Origin of the sequence: Microbacterium sp. RG1 (genome assembly GCF_005347485.1) — a bacterium.
GTDB classification, from domain to species: Bacteria; Actinomycetota; Actinomycetes; order Actinomycetales; family Microbacteriaceae; genus Microbacterium; species Microbacterium binotii_A.
The window spans coordinates 3,166,381-3,191,016 of record NZ_CP034121.1 but is presented as its reverse complement, the minus strand read 5'-3'; the positions used below and the strand labels follow the sequence as shown (position 1 = coordinate 3,191,016).

The following is a 24,636-nucleotide window of genomic DNA, read 5'->3' as shown; positions in this document are numbered from 1 at the left end:
TCCGCCCACGTGGCGCGGAGATAGGTTCGCGTCGCCGGATGAACCCGACGCACCGGCCCAAGATTCGCTCCGGACTGGGGGCAGTGGGGTGGGGCAGCGACGCCCCACCCCACTGGACTCGTCGACCCCTCCTCCTCCGACGGCCAGACGATTCGAGACAGCCATGACACCGGATGCGGCGACCCGAGCGCAGCCCGTCTCCGCGTACGAGGCGGCGGTGCGCGCGCTTCTGTCTCCGCTGCCGGGGGAGCCGATCCTGACGGCATCCGATCGCGAGGCGCTCTTTGCGGCGTCCGCTCTGCCGCCCGGCATCCCCGGGGCGCGCTTCGTCGTCTCCGCCGGTACGGTGGTCGCCCTTCTCGGGAGCGGTCGCCACGGCCGCGCCGCCGAGACCGCCGCCAAGCTCGCCGCCGAGGCCGACGAGCTGCGCGTGCAGACGGCGCCCTCGCTGCTGCCGGACGTGTACAGCGCGATCGCCGACGGCCTCCTGGCGGTGGGCGAAACCCGGCGCGCGCACCGCTTCGCCGACGTAGCGGCGCGCATGGCGCACGAGCACGGCCGCGTGGCGTCGGCCTACCGCGCGCAGGGGATCGCCGCGCTCGCCCTGGCGATGAGCGGCGAGCATGCGGCAGCGGCCGAGGTGATCGTCAGCACCTCGGCCCTCGCCGATCGCTACGGATGGCCGCGCTCCGAGACCGCGTACCACCTGCTGCTCGCGCACGCCCTGCGCGCGGAGGCGCGGGGGGATGCGGCGGAGCTGCAGGCCGTGGCGGAAGAGATGCGGAACTCGGCGTCGGATGTGCGCTGGCTGCTCTCGTCGTGGGCGGTGTCGGCGGTCGCGGCGTTGCTCGACGGCGACAGCGCCACCGCCATCGCGCACTCGCGTCAGGTGACCTCGACGGTCGCCGCCGGCAGCGCCCCGCCCGCGCTGCGCGGCTTCGCCCTCGGCGCGCACGCCGATGCGCTCGTGCTGCGCGGAGAGCCGTCGCGCGCGCTCGCGATGCTCGACGGTGAGTCCTCGACGATGGATCACTGCGTGTGCCTCGACGGGCTGCGCGCGGGCGCCTACCTCCACCTGGGCGACCTGTCGGCCGCGCTGCGCGCCACGGCACCGTGCATGCGAAGCGCCGCGCACCACTCGCACCGGACGCTCGGTCGCGTTCTGCTCACGCGTGCGCTGGTGTTCGAGCGGCTCGGAAGACGGGATGCGGCGCGGGCATCGCTTGAAGACGCGCTGAGTGTGTGGACCGACCCGCGGGAGGCCTTCGTCTCGCCCCTGCTCCCGCTGCGGGAGGTGGCACCGGTGGCGGCGGCGCTCGTGCGCAGGTCCGCGCTCCAAGAGCGATTCGCGCAGATCCTTGTGCGTGCCGACGCTGGTGCGCGCGCCTCCGTGCGCGCGGCGACGCCGCCCCTGCTGCTCACCCGCCGCGAGCGCGAGGTCGCCTACGCGCTTCGCACGAGCAGCCATGCGACCAACGCGGAACTCGCCGCATCCCTGCATGTGTCGGTCAACACGCTGAAGACGCAGCTGAAGACGCTCTATGCCAAGGTCGGTGCCCACGAGCGCCGCGGCGCGGTGAGGATGCTGGAGTCCGTCGGCTTCTACGACGTGCCCTTCGACGCGCGCTGACGCCGCCCTCATCCGACACGGCCCTCACGCGCGCGTCGGGCGAGGCCGCCCGCGCACCCTCCGTCCGCACGGCAGGCCAGTCGCGCGCGCCCGAACTCCTGCACAATCCGCCCGGGCCCGCCCGCCCGGCCCCGACGCGCCCGTTCTGCAGGAGTTCGGGCGCGCCCGACCCGGGTTAACCCCGGGGTGAACCCGGCACACCGCATCCGCCGCCTCCCTCACCCGCCCTCACCCGATCGACAGCGCCAGCGACGCATCGCGGATACCCCAGGTGACGGGCCGGGTGATCTTGCCGAGCGACCCGAAGGATGCGGCCGGCGCCCCGGCAGACTGCGAGCCGGACGGCGTGTACCCGGCGTGCGTCTGCCCGGTGCCGACGCGTTCCCCGAACGCGCGACGCCGGATTCCGTCCTGTGTGAAAGGCTCGCGATGCGATCACCCTCCCCCCGTTCCGCCGCCGTGCGGCTCACCGCGGGCACCACCGCGGTGGCCGTCGTGGCGGCACTGTGCACGTTGGCCGGCGCGAGCGCCGCGTCGGCGGCCGGCTCGACCTCCGGCACCGTCAGCGGCCTCGCGTTCCGCGACTTCGCCGCCAACGGCGTGTACGACACCGGCAACTCGGCCGGCAGCGGCCTGGCCAACGACCTGCCTCTCGCCGGCGTGGGCGTCACCGCGGTCGATCGCGACGGCACGGTCGTGGCCACCGCCACGACCGACGCATCGGGCGCGTACACACTGGCGGTCTCGGGGGCCGCGACAGACAGCATCCGCGTCGAGTTCGCCCTCTCCCCCGCACAGCTGTCGGAGGGGTACTTCCCCGGCGCCCACGGCGCTGGCAACGGCACCAGCGTGCAGTTCGTGCAGCTGGGAGCCACGGATGTGGACTTCGCCGCCCTCGTGCCCGAGGACTACATCCAGCCTGCACCGCAGGTCGCGGTGGCGGCACAGATCGGCGGGGACCCCTCGGGCCGCGGCAGCACCGACTACAACGGCATCGTGAGCGTCGATTGGTGGGCGAGCTCTTCCGCCTCGCTCGCCAAGATCGACGACACGACCGCCGCCGGGACCGGCACCGGCGCGATCTGGGGCCTCGCGTACGACGCGAAGAACGACGTCGTCTACTCGTCCGCCGTGCTGCGCCGGTTCGCCGGCCTCGGCGAGGGCGGGCTCGGCGGCGTGTACGCGACGGATCGCGCGACCGGACAGACCACCCTCCTGGCAGACCTCGAGCAGCTCGGCATCGACGTCGGCGCCGCCGACCTCAACGCGGCTCTCGGCGTGGCTCCGACGGCGGATGCGGCTGATCAGAACGCCGCGAGGGGTCTCGTCTCCGACCCCGACGTCGCCACGTACGACCACGAGGTCTACGGCCTTATGGGCAAGACGGGCATCGGCGGCATCGCCTACTCGGCGGAGCTGGGCCGCCTGTTCGTCGTGAACGTGCACGAGAACACGCTCCTGTCGATCGCGCTTCCGGCGGGCGGCGGCGCCCCGGCGGCGTCGGACGTCACGACGATCCCGTTGCCCTCGCCCGCGGCGGCGGGATCGAGCTGGCATCCCTGGGCGGTCAGCGTGCACCGTGGACTCGTCTATGTCGGCGGTGTCACGAGCCCGGATGCGGGCACGGACCGCTCCGGACTGAACGCGCTGGCCTACACCTCGCCCGCCGCCTCGGCGGGAACCTGGACGCCGGTACTCGCGGCACCGCTGGATTACGCGCGCGGCTCTGCGTTCGGCGACGGCAACGGCGGTCCCAACGCCACGCACTGGAACGTGTGGCAGGACGAGTGGGATGCGAGCCTTATCGCGACCAGCGGTGACGCGATCACCTTCCCGCAGCCGATCTTCGCGTCGATGAGCTTCAACGCCTACGGCGAGATGGAGCTGGGTTTCAGCGACCGGTTCGGCGCTCAGAACGGTCAGAACAACTACCGTCCCGACCCGGCCGAGTCCGACCCGGCCACCTACCGCACCTACTCGGCGGGTGACGCTCTCGTGGCCGCCCCCGACGGCACGGGTGCGTTCGTCCTCGAGTCCGACGGCACCGTCGGCGGGCGCACGGCCGCCTGGGCGGGCCCCGTCTCGGCCGGTGCCGGCAACGACCAGGGTCCGGGCGGTGGCGAGTTCGTGCAGGACTACGCGATGGGTCACGGCGCAGGCGCCACCGATGCGCAGCAGGAGATCATGTCGGGGGCCACGGCCGCCGTTCCCGGTCTGGGTCTCACGATGCGCACGATCGTCGACGTCCCGAACCTCTCGGGCAACCCGCCATACGAGTTGCAGGACGGCACGTCCGGCCTCGGGTGGTCGCGCGCCTCCGACGGCAGCATGAGGCAGGCCAACGTCGTGGAGGGTGTCGGCTTCGCCAAGGCGGGCGGCCTCGGCGGCGTGGCGGTGCTGGCGCGGCTCGCTCCGGTCGAGATCGGCAACCGCGTGTGGTTCGACGCCGACCAGGACGGCATTCAGGATGCGGACGAGCCCGCCGTCGCAGGCGTGACGGTGTCGCTGACGGATGCGTCGGGCAACCCGGTCACCGATGCCGACGGCAACCCGGTGGCACCGGTCGTGACGGGGCCCGGTGGCGAGTACTACTTCACCAACCTGGTGCCGAACCGCACCTACACGGTGACCTTCGCGACACCCACCACCGGCACCTGGGACGGCGGTCCGACGTTCGGCGAGGTGCCGTGGACGGCGATGTCGTTCACCGAACAGGCGCAGGGATCCGACCCGTCGACCGACTCGAACGTGAACTCCTCCGGTGTCGCCACGGTCGCCGTGGGCGGACCGGGGCAGAACGATCACACGATCGATGCCGGCCTCGTGGCCGACGTCACGTTCACCGTCACCAAGCGCATCGCCGCGGGCAGCCCGGCGCCGCTGGCGGGGCAGACGTTCATGATCGATGTGGCCGGGCGCGACTTCCGCGGTCTCGACTACGCGGTCGCACCGGCATCCGTCGACCTCGCGGCCGACGCCACCTCCCCCGCGATCACGGTTCCGATCGGCACGAAGGTGCGGGTCAGCGAGTCGGGCGACGATTCGATCGCCTCGTACGTCGCGACGTACGGCACCCAGACCCCGGATGCGGACGGCTATGCGCTCGTGGTCGGGACGGGTTCCGCTCCCACCGCCGTGGAGGTGACCAACACGCTCCGCCAGCCCGGCACGTTCTCGATCGCGAAGGCGCTCGACGACCCGTCGGTGTCGCTGAGCGAGCTGGGCGCCACGACGTTCACGGTCGCCGTGGGCGTCAACGGGACCGCGGCCGGCACGGTGCAGCTGTCGTCGGCGAACGGCTTCGCCTACTCCTCCGGCGCCTACCCGGTGGGCACGCGCATCACCCTCACCGAGACCGGCGAGACCGGCTCCCCGGTGTGGGCCGACTGGGGCAACCCGTCGTGGAGCACCGGTGACGCCGATGGCGACGGCACGGCCGAGATCGTCGTCGGCGAGGGGGCGAACGCCGCCCTCACCCTGACGAACGACATCACCGTGCTGACCGGCGGCTTCGACGTGCTGAAGGACGTCACCGGCTCCGGCGCCGATCGGGTGCCCGACGACTTCACCTTCACGCTCGAGTACAGCGTCGACGGCGGCACCACGTGGGCGCCGCTGCAGCTGACCGACGGCCAGACGGTGGACGGTCCGCAGGACCTGCGCGTCGGCACCGTGGTGCAGGTGCGCGAGGTCGCTCCGACCGGACCCGCAGACGTCACCTGGCAGACGCCGGTGTTCAGCGGCACGGGCGTGACGCCCGGTCAGCCGGCGACGCTCACGATCGGCGCGGCGGGCGAAGTGCATGTGCTGCTCGAGAACCCGACCGAGCCGAGCAACGGGCAGTTCTCGCTGCTGAAGGACGTCACGGGTCCGGGCGAGCCGCTGCTCGCTCCGGGCACGGTGTTCCCCGTCACCTACAGCTACCCGGGTCAGCCCGGCGGAGCCCAGACGGTGAACCTCACCAACGGCACCCCGTGGTCCTCCCCCGCGCTCCCGACGGGCACGGTCGTGACCGTGACCGAGGGCGCTCCCACCGGCGGCCTGCCGGACGGCGCGAGCTGGGGCACGCCCTCGCTCGAGATCGACGGCGTCGACGCCGCCAACGGCGCGACGCTCACGATCGGCGCCGACAGCACGGTGGCCGTGGTCGTCGACAACCCCACCGACGTCACCCCGAGCGTGGAGCTCACCAAGGGCGACGGGGATGCGGGATCCGCCACGATCGCGCACGAGGCCGACTCGGTCGACACCGGTGAGGCGTACCGCCCGGGCGAGACCCGGTCGATCGTGATCCGTGTCACGAACACGGGCCCCGAGCCGCTGCGCGAGGTCGACCTGAGCGATCTCACGACGGCGGGCGGCGCGATCACGTCGCTGCGGTGGAACTTCCCCGACCTCTCGTCGACGGATGCGGTGTGGGACGCCGCATCCGGAACCTGGAGCGCGGCGTGGGGCGCCACCTTCGAACCGGGCACGACGACCTGGGCCGTGGGCGACGTCATCGTGGGTACCGCGACGCTGACCATGAACGGCTCGGACGATCCGCACCAGGACATCGCGTCGGTGTCGGCGAAGGGCGCGTTCTCGGGCAAGACGGTCGGCGACGACAACCCGTACAACGCGTTCACGGGCGGCATCCAGGTGATCAAGTACGACGGCCAGAAGCCCGACCCGCTCGTGGGCGGTCCGGGCGGCTGGATCACGCCGACGAAGCCGCTGGTGAACGAGGCGCAGGACGCCAACACCCCGCAGACCGCGGTCGCGTACCCGGTCGACAAGGCGCAGAAGGTGCGCTGGGTCGTCACCAACACGGGCAAGACGTGGCTGACGAACCTGACGCTGGTCGACGTCACCTCAGACGCGCCCGCCATCGGCAGCGACTGGACGGCCGATCTGTCGGCCTTCGGCGGACCCTCGGACTACTCGTTCGTGAAGGACGGGGCGTGGGCCGGGCTCTTCCCGCCGGGAGCCTCCTTCTTCGCGGAGGGGACGCTGAAGATGCCGGGCAACGACACGCACGCCGACACGGTCACGGTGACCGGGACGCTCGTCGTCCCCAAGCCGGACCCCACGACGGGCCTGCCGACCGGCGAGCCGCTGCTCGACGACTCCGGCAACCCGGTGATCGCGAAGGACGGCACCGGCTCACCGATCGTCTTCACCGACGACGACCCGTTCCACGCTCGCACTCCCGCGCCCCCGCTGGCGATCACGGGTAGTGAGGTGCCGTGGGCGGCCGGCGGCGTGGCCGCGGTGATGCTCCTGCTGGGCGCAGGAATCGTCATCCTGGCCGGGTGGCGTCGCCGCACCCGAAGCGGTCACTGACCCACCCTCCCTCACGCCCGCAGGCGCCCTTTTCAGGGCCCTGCGGGCGTGACCCGTTCCCCGGGGCAGCGCTTCTCCCCAGCCTCCGCAGGCCGCCCACGAGCACAGCGAAGCGAAGCGCCACGCTCGTGACGAATACGGGGATGATGCGCTCACGCCACGACGAATAACACTGCTGCGACCCGACCGAGGCGAAGGAACCGCTTAGCATCCGGGGATGATCAGGATGCGGGCGAGGACTCGATTCGGATATGCGCTGGGCGGTATCGCCTCCGGCACGTACGGCACTGTGCCGGGACTGATCCTCATGCCCTATCTCACGGATCTTCTCGGGGTCGAGGCCGCGATCGCCGGGCTCATCGTGTTCATCCCGAAGGCGTGGGACTTCTTCCTCAACCCGATCGCCGGCCGCGTGTCCGACCGGTCCCCCCGCCCGGACCGGCGCCGCCCTTTCCTCTTGCGAGCCGGCGTGATCCTGGCGCTCACGTTCGCTGCCATGTTCTTCGGCCCCAGCGCACCCCCCGTCGCCGGCGCGCTCTGGGCGCTCGCACTCTTCGTCGCATCGGCGACGGCGTACGCGTTCTTCCAGGTGCCCTATCTCGCCCTCTCGGCGGAGATCACCGACGACTACGGCGAGCGGACACGCCTCGTCACCTGGCGCGTGATCGTCTTCACCCTGGCGATCCTTGTCTCCGGCGCCGCAGCGCCCGCACTGGTCGAGGCGGCGGGCGGACTCGCCGGCTACCGGATCATGGCGGGGGCGATGTCGGCGCTGATCCTCGTCGGCACCGTCGGCGTGTGGTGGGGCACCCGAGGCGCCGCCCGCGTGCGCAGCGAGCCTGCCGGCGGGCGACTGCGCACACAGCTCGCCGCCGTGCTGGGAAACCCGGATGCCCGGCTTCTCGTCATCCCTTTCGTCCTGCAGGCGATCGCCATGGGGATGGTGCTCAGCGGTGTCATCTACGTCGCACGACATGTGTTCGGCGACGCCTCCCTGGCGACGACCTGCTTCGTGTGCTTCGTGGCCCCGGCCATCCTGCTGACTCCGGTGTGGGCGGCGATCGGGCGGCGCCTCGGAAAGCGCAACGGATTCGCGGCCGCCACCGTGGTTCAGATCACGGGCTTCATCGGACTGTTCGCCGCTGCGGGCATGGGGCAGGGGGTCCTGCTCGCCGCCGCCGCTGTCGTCGGAGTCGGCTACGCGGGCGGCCAGCTCTTTCCTCTCGCCATGCTTCCGGACATCGCCGCCGACGACGCGAAGCGTTCCGGACTGAACCGGATCGGCATGATCGCCGGGGTGTGGTCGGGATTCGAACTCCTCGGCTACGCGCTGGGCCCGGCGCTGCTCGGGGCGACGATGAGCATCGGCGGCTACGTCGCCTCCACGCAGATCGATCTCCCGCAGACGGATGCGGCCAAAGCAGCGATCGTCATCGGCGTCTCCCTCGCCCCCGCACTCCTGTGCGCCGTGAGCCTGGTGCCGCTCTCGCGCTACACGCTGGATACGCGACTGCGGCGAGAGGCACTCACCACTCGACCGGAATCCGTCTGATCGAACGCCCCTCACCGTCGAGGAGATGGCCGTTGCGTTTCCACGTGCGCAGCACGGTCCACCGGTCGGCGACCTCGACGGCCGCGGCGTCCTGCCAACGATGCTCGATGGACGGCAGGGCGGTGAGGGTCCGCATCCGCACACTCGCGAACACGGGCGACGGACCGACGACGACGCCGGCCCGGTGCGTCTCGGCGAGCAGACCCGCGCGATCCGCTGCGGCGTCGACGTCTCGGGCGCGTGCCCACAGCACGGCCGCACGCCCGAGACCCGCCGCCGACATGGCGAGGTCGCAGCCGAAGCGGAGAACCCCGGCGGCGATCGCCCGATCGAGGGTTCGACGCATCGTCGGCTCCGACACGCCCAAGCGTCTGCCCAGAGTCAGCACCGCGAGCCGCGGATCATCGGCGAGCGCCGCCGCGATCTCCGCGGTGACCTCGGGTGACGGCGGGCGCACGTCGCGACGCGCTCCTGCGGGTGCGACCAGCAGGCGCTGCTGAGCGCGCGAGAGAGCCTGCAACCGCCACGTCGAGTCCTCCTGCGCGATGGATGCGGCGACGTCGGCGCGCCGGATGCCGGCGCCGAGCCCGGAGATCGTGCGCACGCGCGCGCCGATCGCCTCGAGTCCGCCCGACTCGGCGACGACCGCCAGGACGCCCGCAGACGTCTCATCGAGAGCGATCACCCAGGGCATCAGAGCGATCGCGTCGCGCGCTGCCGCATCCGCATCCATCAAGACGAGCGCGACATCGGTCGTTCGCGCCCACCGTTCAGGCGTCGGCCAGATCGTGGTCCAGGCGAGCCCGCCCGCACGCAGGTCCTGCCAGTGGCGGGTCACGGTTCCGGTGTCTGCTCCGACGGCGGCGGCGATCCGCGCCCACGGCGCCCGGCCGTCAATCTGCAGCGCGTGGACGATGGCGAGGTCGAGTTCGCTGAGCGAGCCGGGCATACGACGAATATTCTCACGGGCAACGCACTGGGTGACGAATACAGGGCGTCATCTCTGCGAATGACGGACTCTACATACCGTTGTCCGTATGACGATGACGGAATCGGCGATGATGGACACGATCCGAAGTCTCGTCGCCCTCGCTCCTCGCGCCACGGGAACCCCGGGCGGCGATGCGGCGGCCGACTACGTTCGGGGCCGCTTCGAGCGCGCGGGCCTCGCGACCCAGGAGTTGCGCGTTCCGTCCTTCCGATGGGAGGCGAGCGAGTGCCGACTCGAGCTCGGCAGTGAGACGATCGCGTGCGCGCCCATCCTGCATTCGGGCCTCGTGTCGCACGAGTGGACCGGAAGCGCCTCCCACCGCCTCGTCGCCCGCGTCGTCGACATCGGATCCGGTCGGGTGGCGGCACACGACGTGCGCGGCGCGATCGTGCTGTTCGATCTCACGTTCGACATGACACTGGCGCACACTCTGCCTCTCGCGCGCTACATCCACGATCCGAACCGGCGGATGCTGCGCCGCGACGTGCTCGCCGGCCGCAATCCTTACGTGACCTCGCTCGCGCGGGTGATGCGCGATGCGGCGGCGGCGGGCGCGGTCGGCCTCATCGGAGTTCTGCGCGACTACCCCGACTCGCGCAGGTACCACAACGAGTACTACCGCCGCACACTGTTCTCCCTGCCGGGCGTATGGGTGACGCGCGCCGAGGGGCGGCGGCTCCGGCACCTGATCGATTCGTCACCGTCCGAGGCAGCCCTGACGCTCACCGTCGAGCGTCGCAGGGTGACCTCGCGGAGCGTGATCGGCGTGTTGCCCGGGCGCACCGGGGATGCGGTGATGGTGCAGTCCCATCACGACTCCGTCGGTCCGGGAGCGGTGGAGGATGCCTCGGGCACGGCGGAGGTGATCGCGTTGGCCGAGCACTTCGCCGCGCGCGACCCCGCGACGCGGGAGAAGACGCTGATCTTCGTGACGTTCGACACGCATTTCACCGGGTATCAGGCGCATCAGGAGTTCGCACGACGTTTCGTGCTCTCGCGCGGCGCGCCGTGGCGCATCGTTCTGAACACGACCATCGAGCACATCGGCCTGCGCGCCGTGGAGGGCGCCGACGGCGGGTTCGCCGACACCGGCGAGACCGAGCCGCGGGGAATCTTCCTGAACGTGAACCCCGCCTTCGCCCTGCGGATCGCACGCGCGGTACGCGAGAACGGCATGCACAGCACGACCCTGTTGGACGCGACGGCGCTCGAGTTCTTCGCGAACGGCATTCCCACCGATGCGTCGTTCACTCTGGTCAGCGGCGTTCCGACGGTGAGCCTGATCTCGGGGCCGCTGTACCTCTACGACGACGCCGACACGATCGAACGCATCGACCGCACGCAGCTCGTGCCGGTCGCGCGGTTCTTCGCGCGCATCATCGACGACGCGGATGCCCGCCGAGGCGGTCTGCTCGGCTTCATCCCGCGTCGCCTGCGGCAGCTCCTGCCCCGCGGGCGCTGGTGATGCGCCACGGCACGACCCGCCGCGTTGCCTTCCCCGCCACCGGCATCGACGGGTCGCTGCAGCAGCAGACGGGTCTCGTGCATGTTCCGCACCTGCCGGCTCCGGCGACCGGCTTCCCGATCGTGGTCTACGGCCATATGACGACCGGCGGCGGTCCCCGTTCCGCGCCGAGCACGGCGGATCCGACGCATCCGGAGTGGCGCCGGATGTCGCAGGGCGATGTCCTGTGCGACGCGCTGCTCGCGCGCGGGATCGCGGTGCTCCGCCCGGACTACGAGGGGATCGGCGGTCCCGGCATTCACCCGTATCTGATCGGGCCGTCGCTCGCCGAGTCCATGATCGCGATGGTGCGCGCCCGCGCGCTCTTCTCGGCTCCCCTCGGTGACACGTGGCTCGCGGCGGGGCATTCGGAGGGCGCCGTCGGCGCGTTGTGGGCGTCCGTCTCTCCCGAGCCCGACGAACGTTCTCGCCTGGTCGGAACGTGCGCTTTCGCGCCGGTCACCCGGATGGATCTCAGCATCGGCGCAGCGCTGCGAGTGCCGATCACGGCGCCCGGCAGTGGCGTCGTCTCCGCATTGATCGGGCTCATGGTGCGCGGCGCAGCCACGGCCGACGCCGACCTTGCGCACTTGTATGCGGGCGACGGGCTGAGTGCGCGTGCCCGGGCGCTGTGGCCGAGCCTCGGCAGTCTCTCGCTCACCGAGCTCGCGCGCCGCTCCTCGTGGGGCGGCATCGCGCCCGCGGCGATTCTCGGCACCGCGGGAGGAGAACTCCGCTCACGCTTGCTCGCGTCCTTCCGCGAGAACGAGGTTGCCGCATTGCGCGGCTTTCGCGCGCCGGTGCGGGTGGACGCGGCGGCCTTCGACGAGGTAGCGCCTGCTCCCCTCACCGGCGCGCTCCTGCGCAGCTACCGGCGGGCGGGCGTCGATCTCACCTCGCACTGGTGGCCGACGCACCACTCCGGCACGATGCACGCGCGGTCCGCACCTTCCCGCGCGGCCGCCTGGATCGCGCAACGACTCGGTCGCTGAGCGAGCCGCAGGTGAGACGAAACGCCCCTCACGCCCAGAGCATGGCCTCCACGTCGTCCACGAGCGCCGGCGCACCGCCCGCCATCGCGATCCGCTCGCCGATCCGACGGGATGCGGCGGCGTACCGCGGATCCGCCAGCACACGGTCGACGGCACGGGCGATCTGCGACGGCGACGGCCGTCCGGTGCCGAGGCTGACGCCGGCACCGGAGAACTGCACGCGAGCCGAGGTCTCGACCTTGTCCTCGCTGTCGCCGGCCACGACGATCGGCACCCCGTGGCGCATGGCCTGGTGCAGGCCCCCGTATCCGCCGTTCGTGACGAAGACGTTCGTGCGCGGCAGCAGGCGGTCGTAGGGCAGGTAGTCCGCGGCGAACGCGTTGCGCGGCAGCGGCGGCAGATCGGATGCGGCGCGGCCGCCGGCGGTGAGCACCACCTGCACCGGGCGGTCGGCGAGGGCCTGCAGTGACGGGCCGATGAGCTCGGAGAAGTCCGTGTTCGCGACGGTCCCCTGTGTCACGTGCACGACGGGCACGTCCGGGTCGAGGCGGTCGATGAGTTCCCCCGCGGATCCGCTGGATGCGGCGGGCGCCGCCATCGGCCCGTAGAAGCGGAGGTGCGCGGGGGCGTCGCTGCGCGGGTACTCGAACTCGGCGACGGTGAACTGCGCGAGCAGGTCGCTGCGCGCGAGCACGTCCATGAAGAAGGCGCCGTCGAGTCCCGGGGCGTCGAGCCGGGCGAGCAGGTCGTCGAGCGCCCGGTGGGCGCCCGACAGCACCCAGCGGGCGGAGCGGTTGAGCACCGCATCCCGCATCCGTCCGACGGCTCGCTGGCGCGCCGGGACGATACCGAGTCCGTAGGGCGGGCAATCCCGGCTGGAGAAGCCGGCGGGGCCGACACCGCACATGACGACGAGGGGGCGTTCGGATGCGGGGCGCGCGAGCAGCCCCTGCACGCCGAGGAACGTCATGTCGTGGAAGACGACGTCGACGGGCGCTTCCGCGAGGAGGGCGTCGAGCTTCTGCGCGGCGGGCAGGGCCGGGCGCACGAAGGCCTCCTCCACGCCCGCGTTGATCGTCGCGATGCCGCGGTTGCGCCCGGTGGCGCCGACGGAGTCGAGGGTGTCCGCCTCGGCGGGGAGGGCGACGAAGTCCACACCCGCGGCCCGCACCCGGTCCGCGTAGCGCGAGCCGGTCAGCATCCGCACGCGCCACCCGCGCCGCAGCAGCTCCCGCCCCACGACGAGCATGGGGTCGACGTGGCCCACCGCGGGCATCGCGCAGAGCAGCGCGGACCGATTCGTAATTGACATGTTCGCCACACTAATGGATATTGATGCACACCAACAGATCCGGGGAGGACCGATCATGAGCACAGTAACCACGCGGGCGACCACGAAGCATCCCGCCTTCGCCGAGACGGATGCGAGGGCGTGGGCACGATGGGGCGGCGGCCTGATCGCCGCGGGCGGCGCGATCCTGGCTGCGGCCACAGTGGTCGAGGTCGGACTCCGCACCGATCCGACCGGCCCGACCCTGCCGTTGTTCGCCACGCTGTTCCTGGCGAGCGCGGCGATCCTCGCCGCGGCGATGCTGCCCCTCGCCCTGGGCACGATGGCGGCGAACGGGATCACGGGGAGCCGGGTGCGGGGCACCTTCGCGCTGCTCGGCTTCGGGGCCGTGTTCTTCGCGAACCAGCTCGTCTACTACGTGATGACCTATGGCGCGCCGAGCGGCGCGGACGCGACGCTGGGATGGCTGCCGCTCACCCTCGGGATCGTGCAGCTCGTGCTGCTGATCGTCGGCGCCGTGGGGGCCGTGCGCGCCGGGATCGCGACGGGTGCGGCGCGGTGGGCGCTGCTGGCACTGGCCGCGGTCGTCGCGGTGGCGGGCGGACTCGCGTCGGCGAGTGACGACGTGGCGACCGTCACGATCGCGCTGCTGTCGTCGTGCGCGGCGCAGATCGTCGTTGGCGCGGTGTTCCTCGCTGCGCGTCCGGCCGCGAGCGGCGGTACGGTCTGAGGATGCCCCGCGCGTACCACTCCCCCCGCCGCGAGGCCGAGGCGGCGGCGACGAGGGCGGGCATCGTGGCGGCCGCGGCCAGGCTGTTCATCCGAGACGGCTACGCGGCCACGTCGATGAAGACGATCGCCGCGGAGGCGGGTGTCTCGGCGCAGACGGTGCAGCTGCACGGCCCCAAGCACGCCCTGCTCATCGCCGCGTTCGAGACGTCGTTCGCCGGCGACGAGGGGACGCACTCGCTCACCGAGCGTCCCCTCATCGCCGAGATCATGGCCGAGCCGGAGTTCGAGACCGCGCTCGAGCGCTATGTCGCGTTCCTCACCGAGGCGAATCGGCGATCGGCGGCGATCGCGCAGGCGATGATGGCGGCGGCGGATGCGGATGCAGCAGCTCGCGCGGCCTACCTCGAGCTCGAGGAGCGACGCCAGCGCGACATGCGACTGAGCGCGGGGTGGTTCGCCTCTCGCGGCCGCATCCCGGAGGCGTCCGTCGACGTGGCGGCGGATGTGCTGGGGCACCTGACGGGGCCGGCGACCTACCTCCACTTCACGCACGCACGCGGATGGTCCGACGAGCAGTACGCGGCGTGGGTCACCACTCAGCTCACCCACCTCGCCGAAGCCCTCCCGCCCACCGGTCGTTGAGCGAGCGCAGCGAGACGGAACGCGCCGAAGCGCCGCGCAACGCAGAACTACTCACCCGCCGCAGATTGCAACACGTCCCCATTCCGCGCGGGATCAGGACAGTATGTGCTTGTCCCCCATTCGGTGGACTGTGTCCAACGAACCGATCACCGTAACATCGCACGCAGAGACGCGCCCCATGAATCCAGATGAATCACCCGACACATCACCGTCACATTCACCTGATAACGTGCGGCCCGTCAGCAAGGCACGACTGATGAAGGGGGAGGATGTGTCGACCGATTTCGAGGTCGACGCGACGACGGAGTCGCGGATAGCGAAGAACGCGTCACCGTCTCTTCCCGACCATTTCCTGCTCCCCAAGACTCCGGCAACGTCTCCGCAGCCCGTCATCTCGGATGCGGCCCGCCAAGCCCTCACAACCGGCCCGATCCAGACCTCCGAGCGGATGCCGAAGAACTGGCGCCGCGGTTATCAGCGGCGCCTGTGGATCAGCGACCTGCTCGCGGTCGTGTGGGTGGTCTTTGGAACCCAGATCGCATGGTTCGGCCTCGGCAATGCTCAGGTCACCATCGCTCTGGACCACCGCTGGAGCGATCTGTCTTATTGGGTCTTCTCGGCGGTTCTCGTCATAGCGTGGATGGGGGCTCTGTCGTGGAGCGACTCCCGTAGCCCCAGAGTGTTCGGCACCGGCTCGTCCGAATACGTGCGCGTCGCGGATTCGAGTCTGCGCCTGTTCGGCGCAGTCGCGATCGTGGCCTTCCTCTTCCAGATCGACCTTGCGCGAGGATTCCTGCTCATCAGCCTGCCGCTCGGCATCCTCGTGCTCCTCGTCGTGCGCTGGCTCTGGCGGCAGTGGCTGATCGCGCAGCGGTCGGTCGGCGAGTACGCGGCCCGCGTGCTGCTGGTCGGCTCGGTCGAGTCGGTGGCGAACATCGCTCGTGAGCTCGCCCGCACGCCGAGCGCCGGCTACAAGGTGGTCGGCGCGTGCACGCCCACGGGCAAGGTCGGCGCTCTCGTTCCGGGAACCGACATCCCGATGATGGGAAGCGTGAACGCGGTGGACCGCGCCATGGAGCGCGCCGGCGCCGACACGGTCGCCGTCACCAGCACCGACGAGCTCCCGCCCACGAAAGTCAAAGAGATCTCCTGGGGGCTGCAAGCCGGCCGCCAGCACCTGGTGCTCGCGCCGAGCATCGTCGATATCGCAGGCCCGCGCCTGCACACCCGCCCCGTCGCCGGACTCCCCCTGATCCACGTCGAGACGCCGCGCTTCAGCAAGGGCCAGCTCTTCCTGAAGCGCACGGTCGACATCCTCGCGAGCACGATCGGCGTGGTCCTGCTCAGTCCCGTTCTCGCCTTCCTCGCCATGAGCATCCGTCTGTCGTCGGAGGGCCCCGTGCTCTTCCGTCAGACGCGCATCGGACGCGGCGGTCGCGAGTTCACGATGCTCAAGTTCCGTTCGATGGTCACCAACGCCGAGGAGTTGCTCGAGAACCTGCAGCGCCAGCGGCGCGAAGAGGGCATCGACTCGGGCAACGAAGTGCTGTTCAAGATGAAGAACGACCCGCGCGTCACGCCCATCGGGCGCATCATGCGCAAGTTCAGCCTCGACGAGCTGCCGCAGCTGTTCAACGTGATCGGCGGCTCGATGTCGCTTGTCGGCCCCCGCCCGCCGCTGCCGAACGAGGTCGAGCAGTACGCCACGCACGTGCACCGCCGCTTCCTCGTGAAGCCGGGCATCACCGGCCTCTGGCAGGTGAGCGGCCGCTCCAGCCTCTCGTGGGAAGAGACCGTGCGTCTCGACCTCTCCTACGTCGAGAACTGGTCACTGCTCGGCGACTTCGTCATCCTCACCAAGACCGCCAAAGCCGCGCTCGCCCCCGGCGAGACGGCGCACTGATACCTGCGAGAGAGCGAATCCACCATGTCCCTCAAAATTGTGATGATCGGCTCGGGATACGTCGGCCTGGTCAGCGGCGCCTGTTTTGCCGATTTCGGCCACTCGGTCATCTGTGTCGATGTGGACGAGAGTAAAGTCGCGCGGTTGAACGACGGCGAAATCCCGATCTTCGAGCCCGGACTCGAAGATCTCGTTCGAACGAACCACATGGCGGGTCGCATCGAGTTCACCACCGATCTCACCGCCGCCGTCGCGCAGGCAGATGTCGTATTCATCGCGGTCGGAACCCCGTCCCGTCGCGGCGATGGTCACGCCGACCTCTCCTATGTGTACGCGGCCACGAAGTCGATCGCAGCGGCACTGAGCGGCTACACGGTCATCGTCACCAAGTCGACGGTGCCGGTCGGAACGGGTGACGAGGTCGAGCGCATCGTGCGGGAAACAAACCCGGGTGCTGACTTCTCCGTGGTCTCCAACCCTGAGTTCCTTCGCGAGGGTGCCGCCATCGACGACTTCCGGCGCCCCGACCGCGTGGTGATCGGCACGGAGGACGACCGCGCCATCGCTGTCATGGAAGAGGTTTATCGTCCGCTCTCGCTCAACACCGCACCGCTGATGTTCACCGGCCGGCGCACGGCCGAGCTCATCAAGTACGCGGGCAACGCGTTCCTCGCCATGAAGATCACCTTCATCAACGAGGTGGCAGACCTCTGCGAGAAGGTCGGCGCCGACGTTCAGGCCGTTGCCCGGGGGATCGGCCTCGACAACCGGATCGGCAAGCAGTTCCTGAACGCCGGGCCTGGCTACGGCGGCTCTTGTTTCCCGAAAGACACCCTTGCCCTCGTCAAGACAGGCCAAGACAACGACGCTCCGCTTCGCCTGATCGAAACGACCGTCGCGGTGAACGATCAGCGCAAGCGGGCGATGGCGCGACGAGTCATCGCCGCGTGCGGAGGCAATGTCCGCGGGCGGACCATCGGACTTTTGGGCCTGACCTTCAAGCCGAACACTGACGACATGCGCGATGCGCCGGCGATCTCGATCGCTCAGGGTCTCCTGGATGGTGGAGCACGCGTTCGCGCCTACGATCCTGAGGGAATGGCCCAGGCGAGCAAGGTGATCGAGGGGATTGAGTTCGCCTCCGATCCCTATGACGTCGCGGAGGGCGCGGACTGCGTCGTTCTCGTGACGGAGTGGAACGAGTTCCGCACGCTGGACCTGGACCGCCTGAAGTCGGCGATGACGGGACACGGGTTCGTCGACCTGCGCAACGTCTATCGGCGCGAGGAACTCGAAGCTGCTGGCTTCACCTACAGCAGCATCGGCCGCGGCGACGAGAACCGCGACATCCTCACGGCACCGGAGGTCACGGCTTGACGGTCCTCGTCACAGGCTCCGCCGGGTTCATCGGCTTCCATGTCGCATCTCGCTTGCTGGAGCGCGGAGAGACCGTCGTCGGATTCGACGGGTTCACTCCCTATTACGATGTCCGGTTGAAACGCGACCGAGCCGCACTGCTCGCTTCCTACGACCGCTTCGTCTCCGTGGAGGCGATGCTTGAAGACGAAGGAGCATTGCTCCAGGCCATGGAGGAACACCGTCCGACGACGGTCATCCATCTCGCGGCACAGGCCGGGGTGCGATATAGCCTCGAGAATCCCGGCGCTTACATCCAGTCCAACCTCTCGGGAACTTTCAACGTCCTCGAAGCGGTTCGGGTTCATCGCCCGCAGCACTTCATGTTCGCGTCCACTTCTTCGATCTACGGCGGGAACGAGAAGCAGCCCTTCACCGAAACGGACCGGACCGACTACCCGGTGTCGCTCTACGCCGCGACGAAGCGTGGCTGTGAGTCGATGACGCACTCCTATGCACACCTGCACGGGATCCCGACAACGTGCTTCCGCTTCTTCACTGTGTACGGGCCCTGGGGAAGACCCGACATGGCACTGTTCAGATTCGTCGAACGGATCCAGCGCGACGAGCCCATTCAGGTCTATGGCTTCGGTGAGATGGAACGTGACTTCACGTACATCGATGACCTCGTCGAGTCGATCGTTCGACTTCGCGATGTCCCCCCTCGTGTCGGCGAGCCCGTTTCTCAGCACGACTCCCTTTCACCGATCGCCCCTTGGCGCACGGTGAACCTGGCCGGAGGCAATCCGATTGCTCTCGAAACGTTCATCGAAACGGTGGAAGCGGCAATGGGCACGAAAGCTGTGCGCGAGATGCTCCCGATGCAACAGGGCGACGTGAGGTCTACTCACGCGGATCCGACACTCCTGAACGAATTGACCGGCTACGTCCCGACAACCCCGGTCGAGCGCGGCGTGCACGAGTTCGTCGACTGGTACAAGGAGTACTTCGCACATGCCTGAGACATCCCCCGTCTCCGAGCTCCCCACCATTCGCATCGGTGGGTTCGACACCGTCAGCGTGAGCCGAGCAGCGCTGGCAGAACGCATGGTCGAAGACTGCCGCGCCGCCCGGACGGCCGGGTCGAGCTGGGCGCCCAAGCTCGTCTTCTCGTCCAATGGCCAGGGGATCGCGCTGGCGGGCCAGGACGCTGCGTTCATGGAGACGATGGAGAACGCGGACGTCATCCATGCAGACGGCATGCCCGTCGTGCTGGCTTCTCGCCTGACCCGGCGCAGGCTCCCGGACCGAATCGCGACGACTGATTTCTTCCACGATGCGGCGCTGGCGGCCTCGCGTGAGGGCTTGAGGTTTTTCTTCCTCGGCGCTTCCGAAGAACAGAACGCTGCTGCCGTTGCCCGCGTGCGAGAGATGTACCCCGACTTGGACGTCGTCGGACGCCACCACGGGTACTTCGGACCTGAAGATACAGCCGATGTGCTCGAGGAGATTCTCGCGTCGAAGGCTGATGTGGTTTGGGTCGCTCTAGGGAAGCCTCGGCAGGAACATTGGTGTGTCGAGGTGCGCGATCAGCTCCCCGGCGTGGGCTGGCTCAAGACATGCGGTGGCCTGTATGCCTTCCTGGCCGGCGACGCCCCCCGCGCCCCCCGATGGATGCAGGCTGTCGGCCTCGAGTGGCTCTACCGCACCCTCGATGACCCGAAGCGTCTGATCTGGCGCTATGCCACGACCAATCCGTACGCGTTCTACCGGATCGCGCGGCACACCGACTGGCGACGCCCGCGTCGAGCCCGACACGACGAGCTCTAGGAGACATTTCATGTATGCACTGATCAACGGCGGGATCCCCCCGGTCGGCCGCGTGCGAGTGAGCGGGGCAAAGAACTCCGCCACGCGCCTGCTGGCCGCCAGCCTGCTTTCGGACGATCCCGTAGAACTCGCGAACTTCCCGACCAAGCTGGTCGATGTCGGCCACAAGATCAGATTCTGCGAGTATCTGGGCGCGCGAATCGATGTCGACCCCGTCGCAGAGACGCTCCGCATCGATGCGTCCGGACTTTCCGCCCCCTTGCTCACACGCGACCAGTATGACCTGCCGATTCGGACGACGTACCTCCTCGCCGCGGGTCAGATCCTGCGTGCTGGGGTCGCGCGCATCCCCTACCCCGGCGGATGCCCGATCGGCCCCGGTGACGCCGGCAGCAGAGGTTACGACCTGCACATCTTGGTGTGGGAGGCGCTCGGCTGCAAGGTCACCGAACTGGCGGATCACATCCTGATCGAGGGTCCGACCGGCCTGCAGGGCGGATCCATCGACTTCCCCATCACGACGGTCGGCGGAACCGAGAACGCTCTGATCAGCGCGAGTGTCGCCACCGGTCAGACGATCATCCAGAACGCCTACATCACCCCCGAGGTCCATGACCTGATCGAGCTTCTTCGCCGCATGGGGGCTCGGATCACCGTCACGGGAACCAGCCACGTCGTCATCGACGGTGCTGGGGGGCCACTGTCGGGCGCCCACATGGCAGTCATGAGCGACCGCATCGAGGCGCTCACCTGGATCGTCTATGCGGCGATCTCCGGCGGTGCGCTCACGATCGACGACGTACCGTTCGATGCGATGGAGGTTCCGCTGATCCATCTCGAACAGTCCGGCATCGATCTCTTCCGCAACTCACGGTCGGTGCACGTTACGACCGAGTGCTTGCGATCCGGGGCGATCCAGCCGTTCGAGCTCGCCTGCGGATCGCACCCGGGAGTGATCTCGGACATGCAGGCGTTCTACGTCATGCTCGGGCTACGCGCCGAAGGCACATCTCGAATCTTCGACTACCGGTATCCCGAGCGAATCGCTTTCGCAGCAGAGCTCGCCAAGCTGATTCCGGCAGAGCACATAGATGCCGAGCGGGGAAAGATCACGACCCGAGGCCCGGTCTCCTTCCGCGCCGGAACAGCGAACTCCACTGATCTTCGCGGATCGATGGCCGTCGTCCTGGCCGGCCTGTGCGCAGAGGGCCCGACGCGCATCAACAACGTCCAGATGGCGCTGCGCGGCTACAACAACCTCGAGAACAAGCTGAGGACCCTCGGTGCGGACATCTCAATCCATGAGGGATGACGATGCCTAAGCTTCGACAGAGCGCCTTGCAGCCAGAGCTGAGACTCGCCCTGGCGGAGATCACCGCCGGGAGCGTTCGATTTGACGAGCCGCTCGACGCCCTCACACGTTGGAGGATCGGCGGCCCCGCTGCTGCGTACGTCGTCGCGCGCACGAGCGAAGAAGTTGCCGCAGTGCTGGCACTGATGAGGGACCGCACCGAACCGCTCATCATCGTCGGCGAGACCTCCAACCTTCTCTTCGACAGCGCCGGATTCTCGGGTGTCGTCCTCCGCCTGGGCGGTGAGATGCGCAACTTCACAATCAGCGGCACGACTATCACCGCCGGCGCAGCAGTAAGCGTCCCGGACCTCGCTTCAGCGGCAGGAGCCGCCGGCCTCAGCGGCATTGAACATGTCGTCGGGATCCCCGGAACGCTCGGTGGGCTCATCGCGATGAATGGCGGCACACAGCGCCGTGGAATCGGAGAGAACGTCACCACGGTGTCGATCGTCGACTCCGACGGGCGCGAGCGCACCATCGAAGGACATGACGCGGGGTTCGCTTATCGCCGCTCGATCTTTCAGGACGACGACAGCGTCATTGTCGGCGCCACGCTTCGACTCGAACGTGGCGACCGAGAGCTCATCGAACAGGAAATGGCTTCGATCCGCGCCGAGCGCGCACGCAAGTTCCCGTCAGATGAGCCCAACTGCGGATCGACCTTCCTGTCTGACCCGAAGATGTACGCCGTTGTCGGCCCGCCCGGCCGCGCGATCGAAGAGGCTGGCTTGAAGGGCCTGCGTCGCGGCGGCGCCGTCGTGTCGACGCAGCACGCCAACTTCATCAATAACATTGGCGGGGCGACCTCAGACGACGTCCTCTGGCTTATCGAGACTGTTCGCGCGACGGTTGAACGCGAGACCGGCTTCGACATGCCATGCGAGGTTCGGCACGTCAGGGTCGACGGACGAGTGCGTCCCGCCCACATCAGCGCGGCAGAGCGATGGCAGAGTTGAGTCGACTCGAGTGGCGTACCCACTCCCTCAACCCAATTGGATTCTTTGAATGTGGAGGGCGCTAGGTGAAGGAACTGGCGGCACAGGCATTCACCGTGCTGTTCGGAAAGGGTCTGATTCGAGTCTCCCAGTTCGTCGCGTTCATTCTCATCGCGCGCTTCCTGACACCGTCTGAATTCGGCTGGTTCGGCATCGTAGCGACAAGCGTGACCCTTGCGGCGACCTTGGGAAGCCTCGGCCTACGCCAGTCCATCGCATACAACATCGGCCGAGGAATCATTACGGCACGGGAAGCGACCCTGACGACCCTCCTCCTGTGGCCGCTATTGGGGGGCGTTTCCGCACTCATCGTCTGGCTTTTGCTTGCGCCCGACGCACCCGATGCCGACGTCAACGGTCTCGCATTCGTTGTTTGCATCAGCGTCGCGGCGGCCATATTGATCATGTTGCTCCAGGGCGTCCCGCTTGGACAGGGTCGTATTCGAGCTTTTACAACTACAGACACCACGCCAAAGACTGCCCTTATGGTGATTGCGGCAATTCTCGCGGTGACTGGACTGATGACCCTGATGTCAGCACTCTGGGCGCAGGCGCTCGGCTACTTAATAGCAGTTCCCTCCGCCCTCTGGTTCGCACTGCGGGAAGGGGGGCAGATTCGCACGCGATTCAGACTTCTGCCATCAATGCTTCGGTACGGAATCGTGTTTGCGATGAATCTCTTCCTCATCACGCTCTGTACCCGAATCTCAATGTTCTTCATTCAGGCAAGCGTCGGCGACGCCGCCGCGGGACAGTTCTATGCAGCGTCCAGAGTGAATGAAATCTTCCTCGAGGCGGCGACAGCGCTAGGAATGGTTCTCTTCTCCAACGCCGCACGAACCGACAATAAGAAGAAGACCATCGCCGCCAGCGCTCGCCTATCCGCGTGGCTATTCTGGTTCTTTTTCGCGCTCGCCATTGTTCTGTACTTCGCCGCGCCCATAGTCGTGCAAGTACTGCTCGGTTCCGATTACCGAGGAGCAGCCCCCGCCCTCCAGCTTCTCGCCTTCGGCCTTGCCCCCGCTGCGGCGAGCAAGATCATCTACCCGACTATCGCTGGGACCGGAAGCCCTCTGTTCGGCACGCCAGTGATCGCGATGAGCGTGACAATCACGACAGCACTTGCCTATTTTCTCGTACAACCCCTCGGCGTCACCGGCGGCGCGCTCGCCGTGGTTATTGGGCAACTGCTCCTATACGTCGGTTACGCAACGACGGCGGCATGGAAGTACGGCGTTCCGTGGACAGACTTCTTCTTATTCCGCCGCACCGACATTCAAGCCTCCTGGAAAGCCGTCGCGCGGACGCTGATGAAACGCCGCTCCGACGACAACTAAGAAGGACGATCAAAGTGCAGCACACTTCCACATCAGAGCGCGAACACAACCGCATCCTTTACGTTGTATCCGCGTACTCGTCATCAAATACAGGAAATGGGGGCCATTACTATAGCGTCAGGGAGATTGCAACTGCGTTCGCGGCGGCGCACCCCAGCACTGTTGTTGAGATCTTACTGATCGGCGACGTGGACTCAGCCCCGCTCCGAGCCGCGAGCGTACCCGTGTCACGAATAGACTTCAGCGCGCTATCATTGCACAGATTCTTTCGAGAGGTAATCAGCCACATTAGGGCCTTCAAGCCCACACATATTCATGCATTCGATAATAAGTCCTACTTCTTCTCTCGTTGGGGCGCACTCTGGACGGGTGCCAAGCTATACCTGACCAAGCCTGGCGGACCGAATCCGGGAAGGTACTTCCCACAAGCTCCTGACGTGATCTGCTTCAGCGCGGAGAACTTTCAGAATCTTGAGCAAAGGAGATCACTGAGACGGTCCCGTTTCCATTTGATTCCTCAGCGAACAGCGACTCCGGAGTTTCGCGAAGACCGCGTACTACGATTGCGAAACCAAGTCGGCGACGCACCCATCATTCTCAGGATCTGCCGCATCGGCGCGTACTATCGCAGTTCCATCCTGCAAACGTTCGAGCTCGCGAAGCTGCTGCGCGAGCAGGGCATTACGGTCTCCGCTGTGATCCTTGGTGTCGTTCAGGACGAACTAGTGCTGGAAGAGATCATGTCTCTGCGAGGGCGCGAGGACTTCGTAATCACAGACCCCGCCATGACGACGAACGCGGCGGAACTTCTGCCTGTCGCGGACGCAGTTGTGGGCACCGGGAGGAATCTCGTCGAGGCCGCCATGGCCGGAGTTACGCTCTTCACGCCACTAGCGGAATCTCAACTCCCCGCAGCAGTCACAGGTCATAACTGGCGCGACCTCGCCGCGACGAACTTCTCCGAGCGAAACAAGCTAGCCATCGCTCAGAGCCCGCGGGAGTTGGCCACCGCCTTCCTCAGAGCCGACGCCACGATCGCTCGGACGATCGCCGATGAGTACTCGATTGAGGCAGCCATCCGCAGATACGCGACCGTGTACGAATCGGATCAGTCAACTCACCATCATCCGGTTGATTTTATCTTAAACGCTAGTGCTGTCATAGTCTCTGTGACGCGTAGTCGTCGCTCGAGCTAAGAACAT

General features: G+C 68.1%; 17 protein-coding genes. 15 read left to right on the top strand and 2 right to left on the bottom strand.

What is annotated here, in order from left to right; all coding sequences use genetic code 11:
• Positions 1-163 precede the first annotated feature (163 nt).
• The 3 genes from EHF32_RS15445 (at position 164) to EHF32_RS15435 (ending at position 8,507) form a co-directional block, all read left to right on the top strand.
• Positions 164-1,630 (top strand): helix-turn-helix domain-containing protein, encoded by a 1,467-nt coding sequence (locus EHF32_RS15445; protein WP_137419012.1) that lies wholly within the window; start codon positions 164-166, stop codon positions 1,628-1,630.
• Between the two features lie 429 nt (positions 1,631-2,059).
• A complete protein-coding gene (locus EHF32_RS15440; RefSeq protein ID WP_137419011.1) occupies positions 2,060-6,955 on the top strand; it encodes an SdrD B-like domain-containing protein in 4,896 nt (1,631 codons plus the stop codon).
• Positions 6,956-7,172: 217 nt separating this feature from the next.
• On the top strand, positions 7,173-8,507 hold the full coding sequence (locus EHF32_RS15435; protein ID WP_137419010.1) for an MFS transporter: 1,335 nt from the start codon (positions 7,173-7,175) through the stop codon (positions 8,505-8,507).
• Here EHF32_RS15435 and EHF32_RS15430 read toward each other — a convergent pair.
• Complete coding sequence (locus tag EHF32_RS15430; protein WP_137419009.1) at positions 8,482-9,456, bottom strand: AsnC family transcriptional regulator; 975 nt, start codon at positions 9,454-9,456, stop codon at positions 8,482-8,484. The genes EHF32_RS15435 and EHF32_RS15430 overlap by 26 nt on opposite strands.
• An 88-nt stretch (positions 9,457-9,544) precedes the next feature.
• On the opposite strand from EHF32_RS15430, the gene EHF32_RS15425 reads away from it, so the two are divergent.
• Together EHF32_RS15425 and EHF32_RS15420 are read left to right on the top strand one after the other, a co-directional pair.
• Positions 9,545-10,963 carry a M28 family metallopeptidase gene (locus EHF32_RS15425; RefSeq protein WP_137419008.1) on the top strand — a complete coding sequence of 473 codons (1,419 nt, stop codon included), beginning with the start codon at positions 9,545-9,547 and terminating at the stop codon, positions 10,961-10,963.
• A complete protein-coding gene (locus EHF32_RS15420) occupies positions 10,963-11,994 on the top strand; it encodes a lipase (RefSeq protein ID WP_137419007.1) in 1,032 nt (343 codons plus the stop codon). Before EHF32_RS15425 ends, EHF32_RS15420 begins: the two co-directional genes overlap by 1 nt.
• Before the next feature lie 28 nt (positions 11,995-12,022).
• Here EHF32_RS15420 and EHF32_RS15415 read toward each other — a convergent pair whose 3' ends face one another.
• A complete protein-coding gene (locus tag EHF32_RS15415) occupies positions 12,023-13,306 on the bottom strand; it encodes a glycosyltransferase (protein ID WP_161594144.1) in 1,284 nt (427 codons plus the stop codon).
• 55 nt (positions 13,307-13,361) lie between these two features.
• Between EHF32_RS15415 and EHF32_RS15410 the strand changes: the two genes are divergently transcribed.
• From EHF32_RS15410 to EHF32_RS15365, 10 genes are all read left to right on the top strand, one after another.
• Positions 13,362-14,015 carry a hypothetical protein gene (locus tag EHF32_RS15410; protein WP_137419005.1) on the top strand — a complete coding sequence of 218 codons (654 nt, stop codon included), beginning with the start codon at positions 13,362-13,364 and terminating at the stop codon, positions 14,013-14,015.
• A gap of 2 nt (positions 14,016-14,017) precedes the next feature.
• A complete protein-coding gene (locus tag EHF32_RS15405; RefSeq protein ID WP_137419004.1) occupies positions 14,018-14,659 on the top strand; it encodes a TetR/AcrR family transcriptional regulator in 642 nt (213 codons plus the stop codon).
• A gap of 448 nt (positions 14,660-15,107) precedes the next feature.
• On the top strand, positions 15,108-16,562 hold the full coding sequence (locus EHF32_RS15400; RefSeq protein WP_443189877.1) for a sugar transferase: 1,455 nt from the start codon (positions 15,108-15,110) through the stop codon (positions 16,560-16,562).
• A 24-nt stretch (positions 16,563-16,586) separates the two neighbouring features.
• Complete coding sequence (locus EHF32_RS15395; protein WP_137419002.1) at positions 16,587-17,939, top strand: UDP-glucose dehydrogenase family protein; 1,353 nt, start codon at positions 16,587-16,589, stop codon at positions 17,937-17,939.
• Positions 17,936-18,940 (top strand): NAD-dependent epimerase/dehydratase family protein, encoded by a 1,005-nt coding sequence (locus EHF32_RS15390; protein ID WP_137419001.1) that lies wholly within the window; start codon positions 17,936-17,938, stop codon positions 18,938-18,940. The genes EHF32_RS15395 and EHF32_RS15390 overlap by 4 nt, the downstream gene beginning before the upstream one ends.
• Complete coding sequence (locus EHF32_RS15385) at positions 18,933-19,748, top strand: WecB/TagA/CpsF family glycosyltransferase (RefSeq protein WP_202876827.1); 816 nt, start codon at positions 18,933-18,935, stop codon at positions 19,746-19,748. The genes EHF32_RS15390 and EHF32_RS15385 overlap by 8 nt, the downstream gene beginning before the upstream one ends.
• A 10-nt stretch (positions 19,749-19,758) precedes the next feature.
• Positions 19,759-21,060 carry a UDP-N-acetylglucosamine 1-carboxyvinyltransferase gene (locus tag EHF32_RS15380; protein WP_137419000.1) on the top strand — a complete coding sequence of 434 codons (1,302 nt, stop codon included), beginning with the start codon at positions 19,759-19,761 and terminating at the stop codon, positions 21,058-21,060.
• Positions 21,057-22,058, top strand: coding sequence for a UDP-N-acetylmuramate dehydrogenase (gene murB / locus EHF32_RS15375; RefSeq protein ID WP_137418999.1), 1,002 nt, complete (start codon positions 21,057-21,059; stop codon positions 22,056-22,058). The genes EHF32_RS15380 and murB overlap by 4 nt, the downstream gene beginning before the upstream one ends.
• Positions 22,059-22,123: 65 nt before the next feature.
• On the top strand, positions 22,124-23,434 hold the full coding sequence (locus tag EHF32_RS15370) for an oligosaccharide flippase family protein (protein ID WP_137418998.1): 1,311 nt from the start codon (positions 22,124-22,126) through the stop codon (positions 23,432-23,434).
• Between the two features lie 437 nt (positions 23,435-23,871).
• Complete coding sequence (locus tag EHF32_RS15365) at positions 23,872-24,630, top strand: glycosyltransferase family 4 protein (RefSeq protein ID WP_137418997.1); 759 nt, start codon at positions 23,872-23,874, stop codon at positions 24,628-24,630.
• Positions 24,631-24,636: the final 6 nt, after the last annotated feature.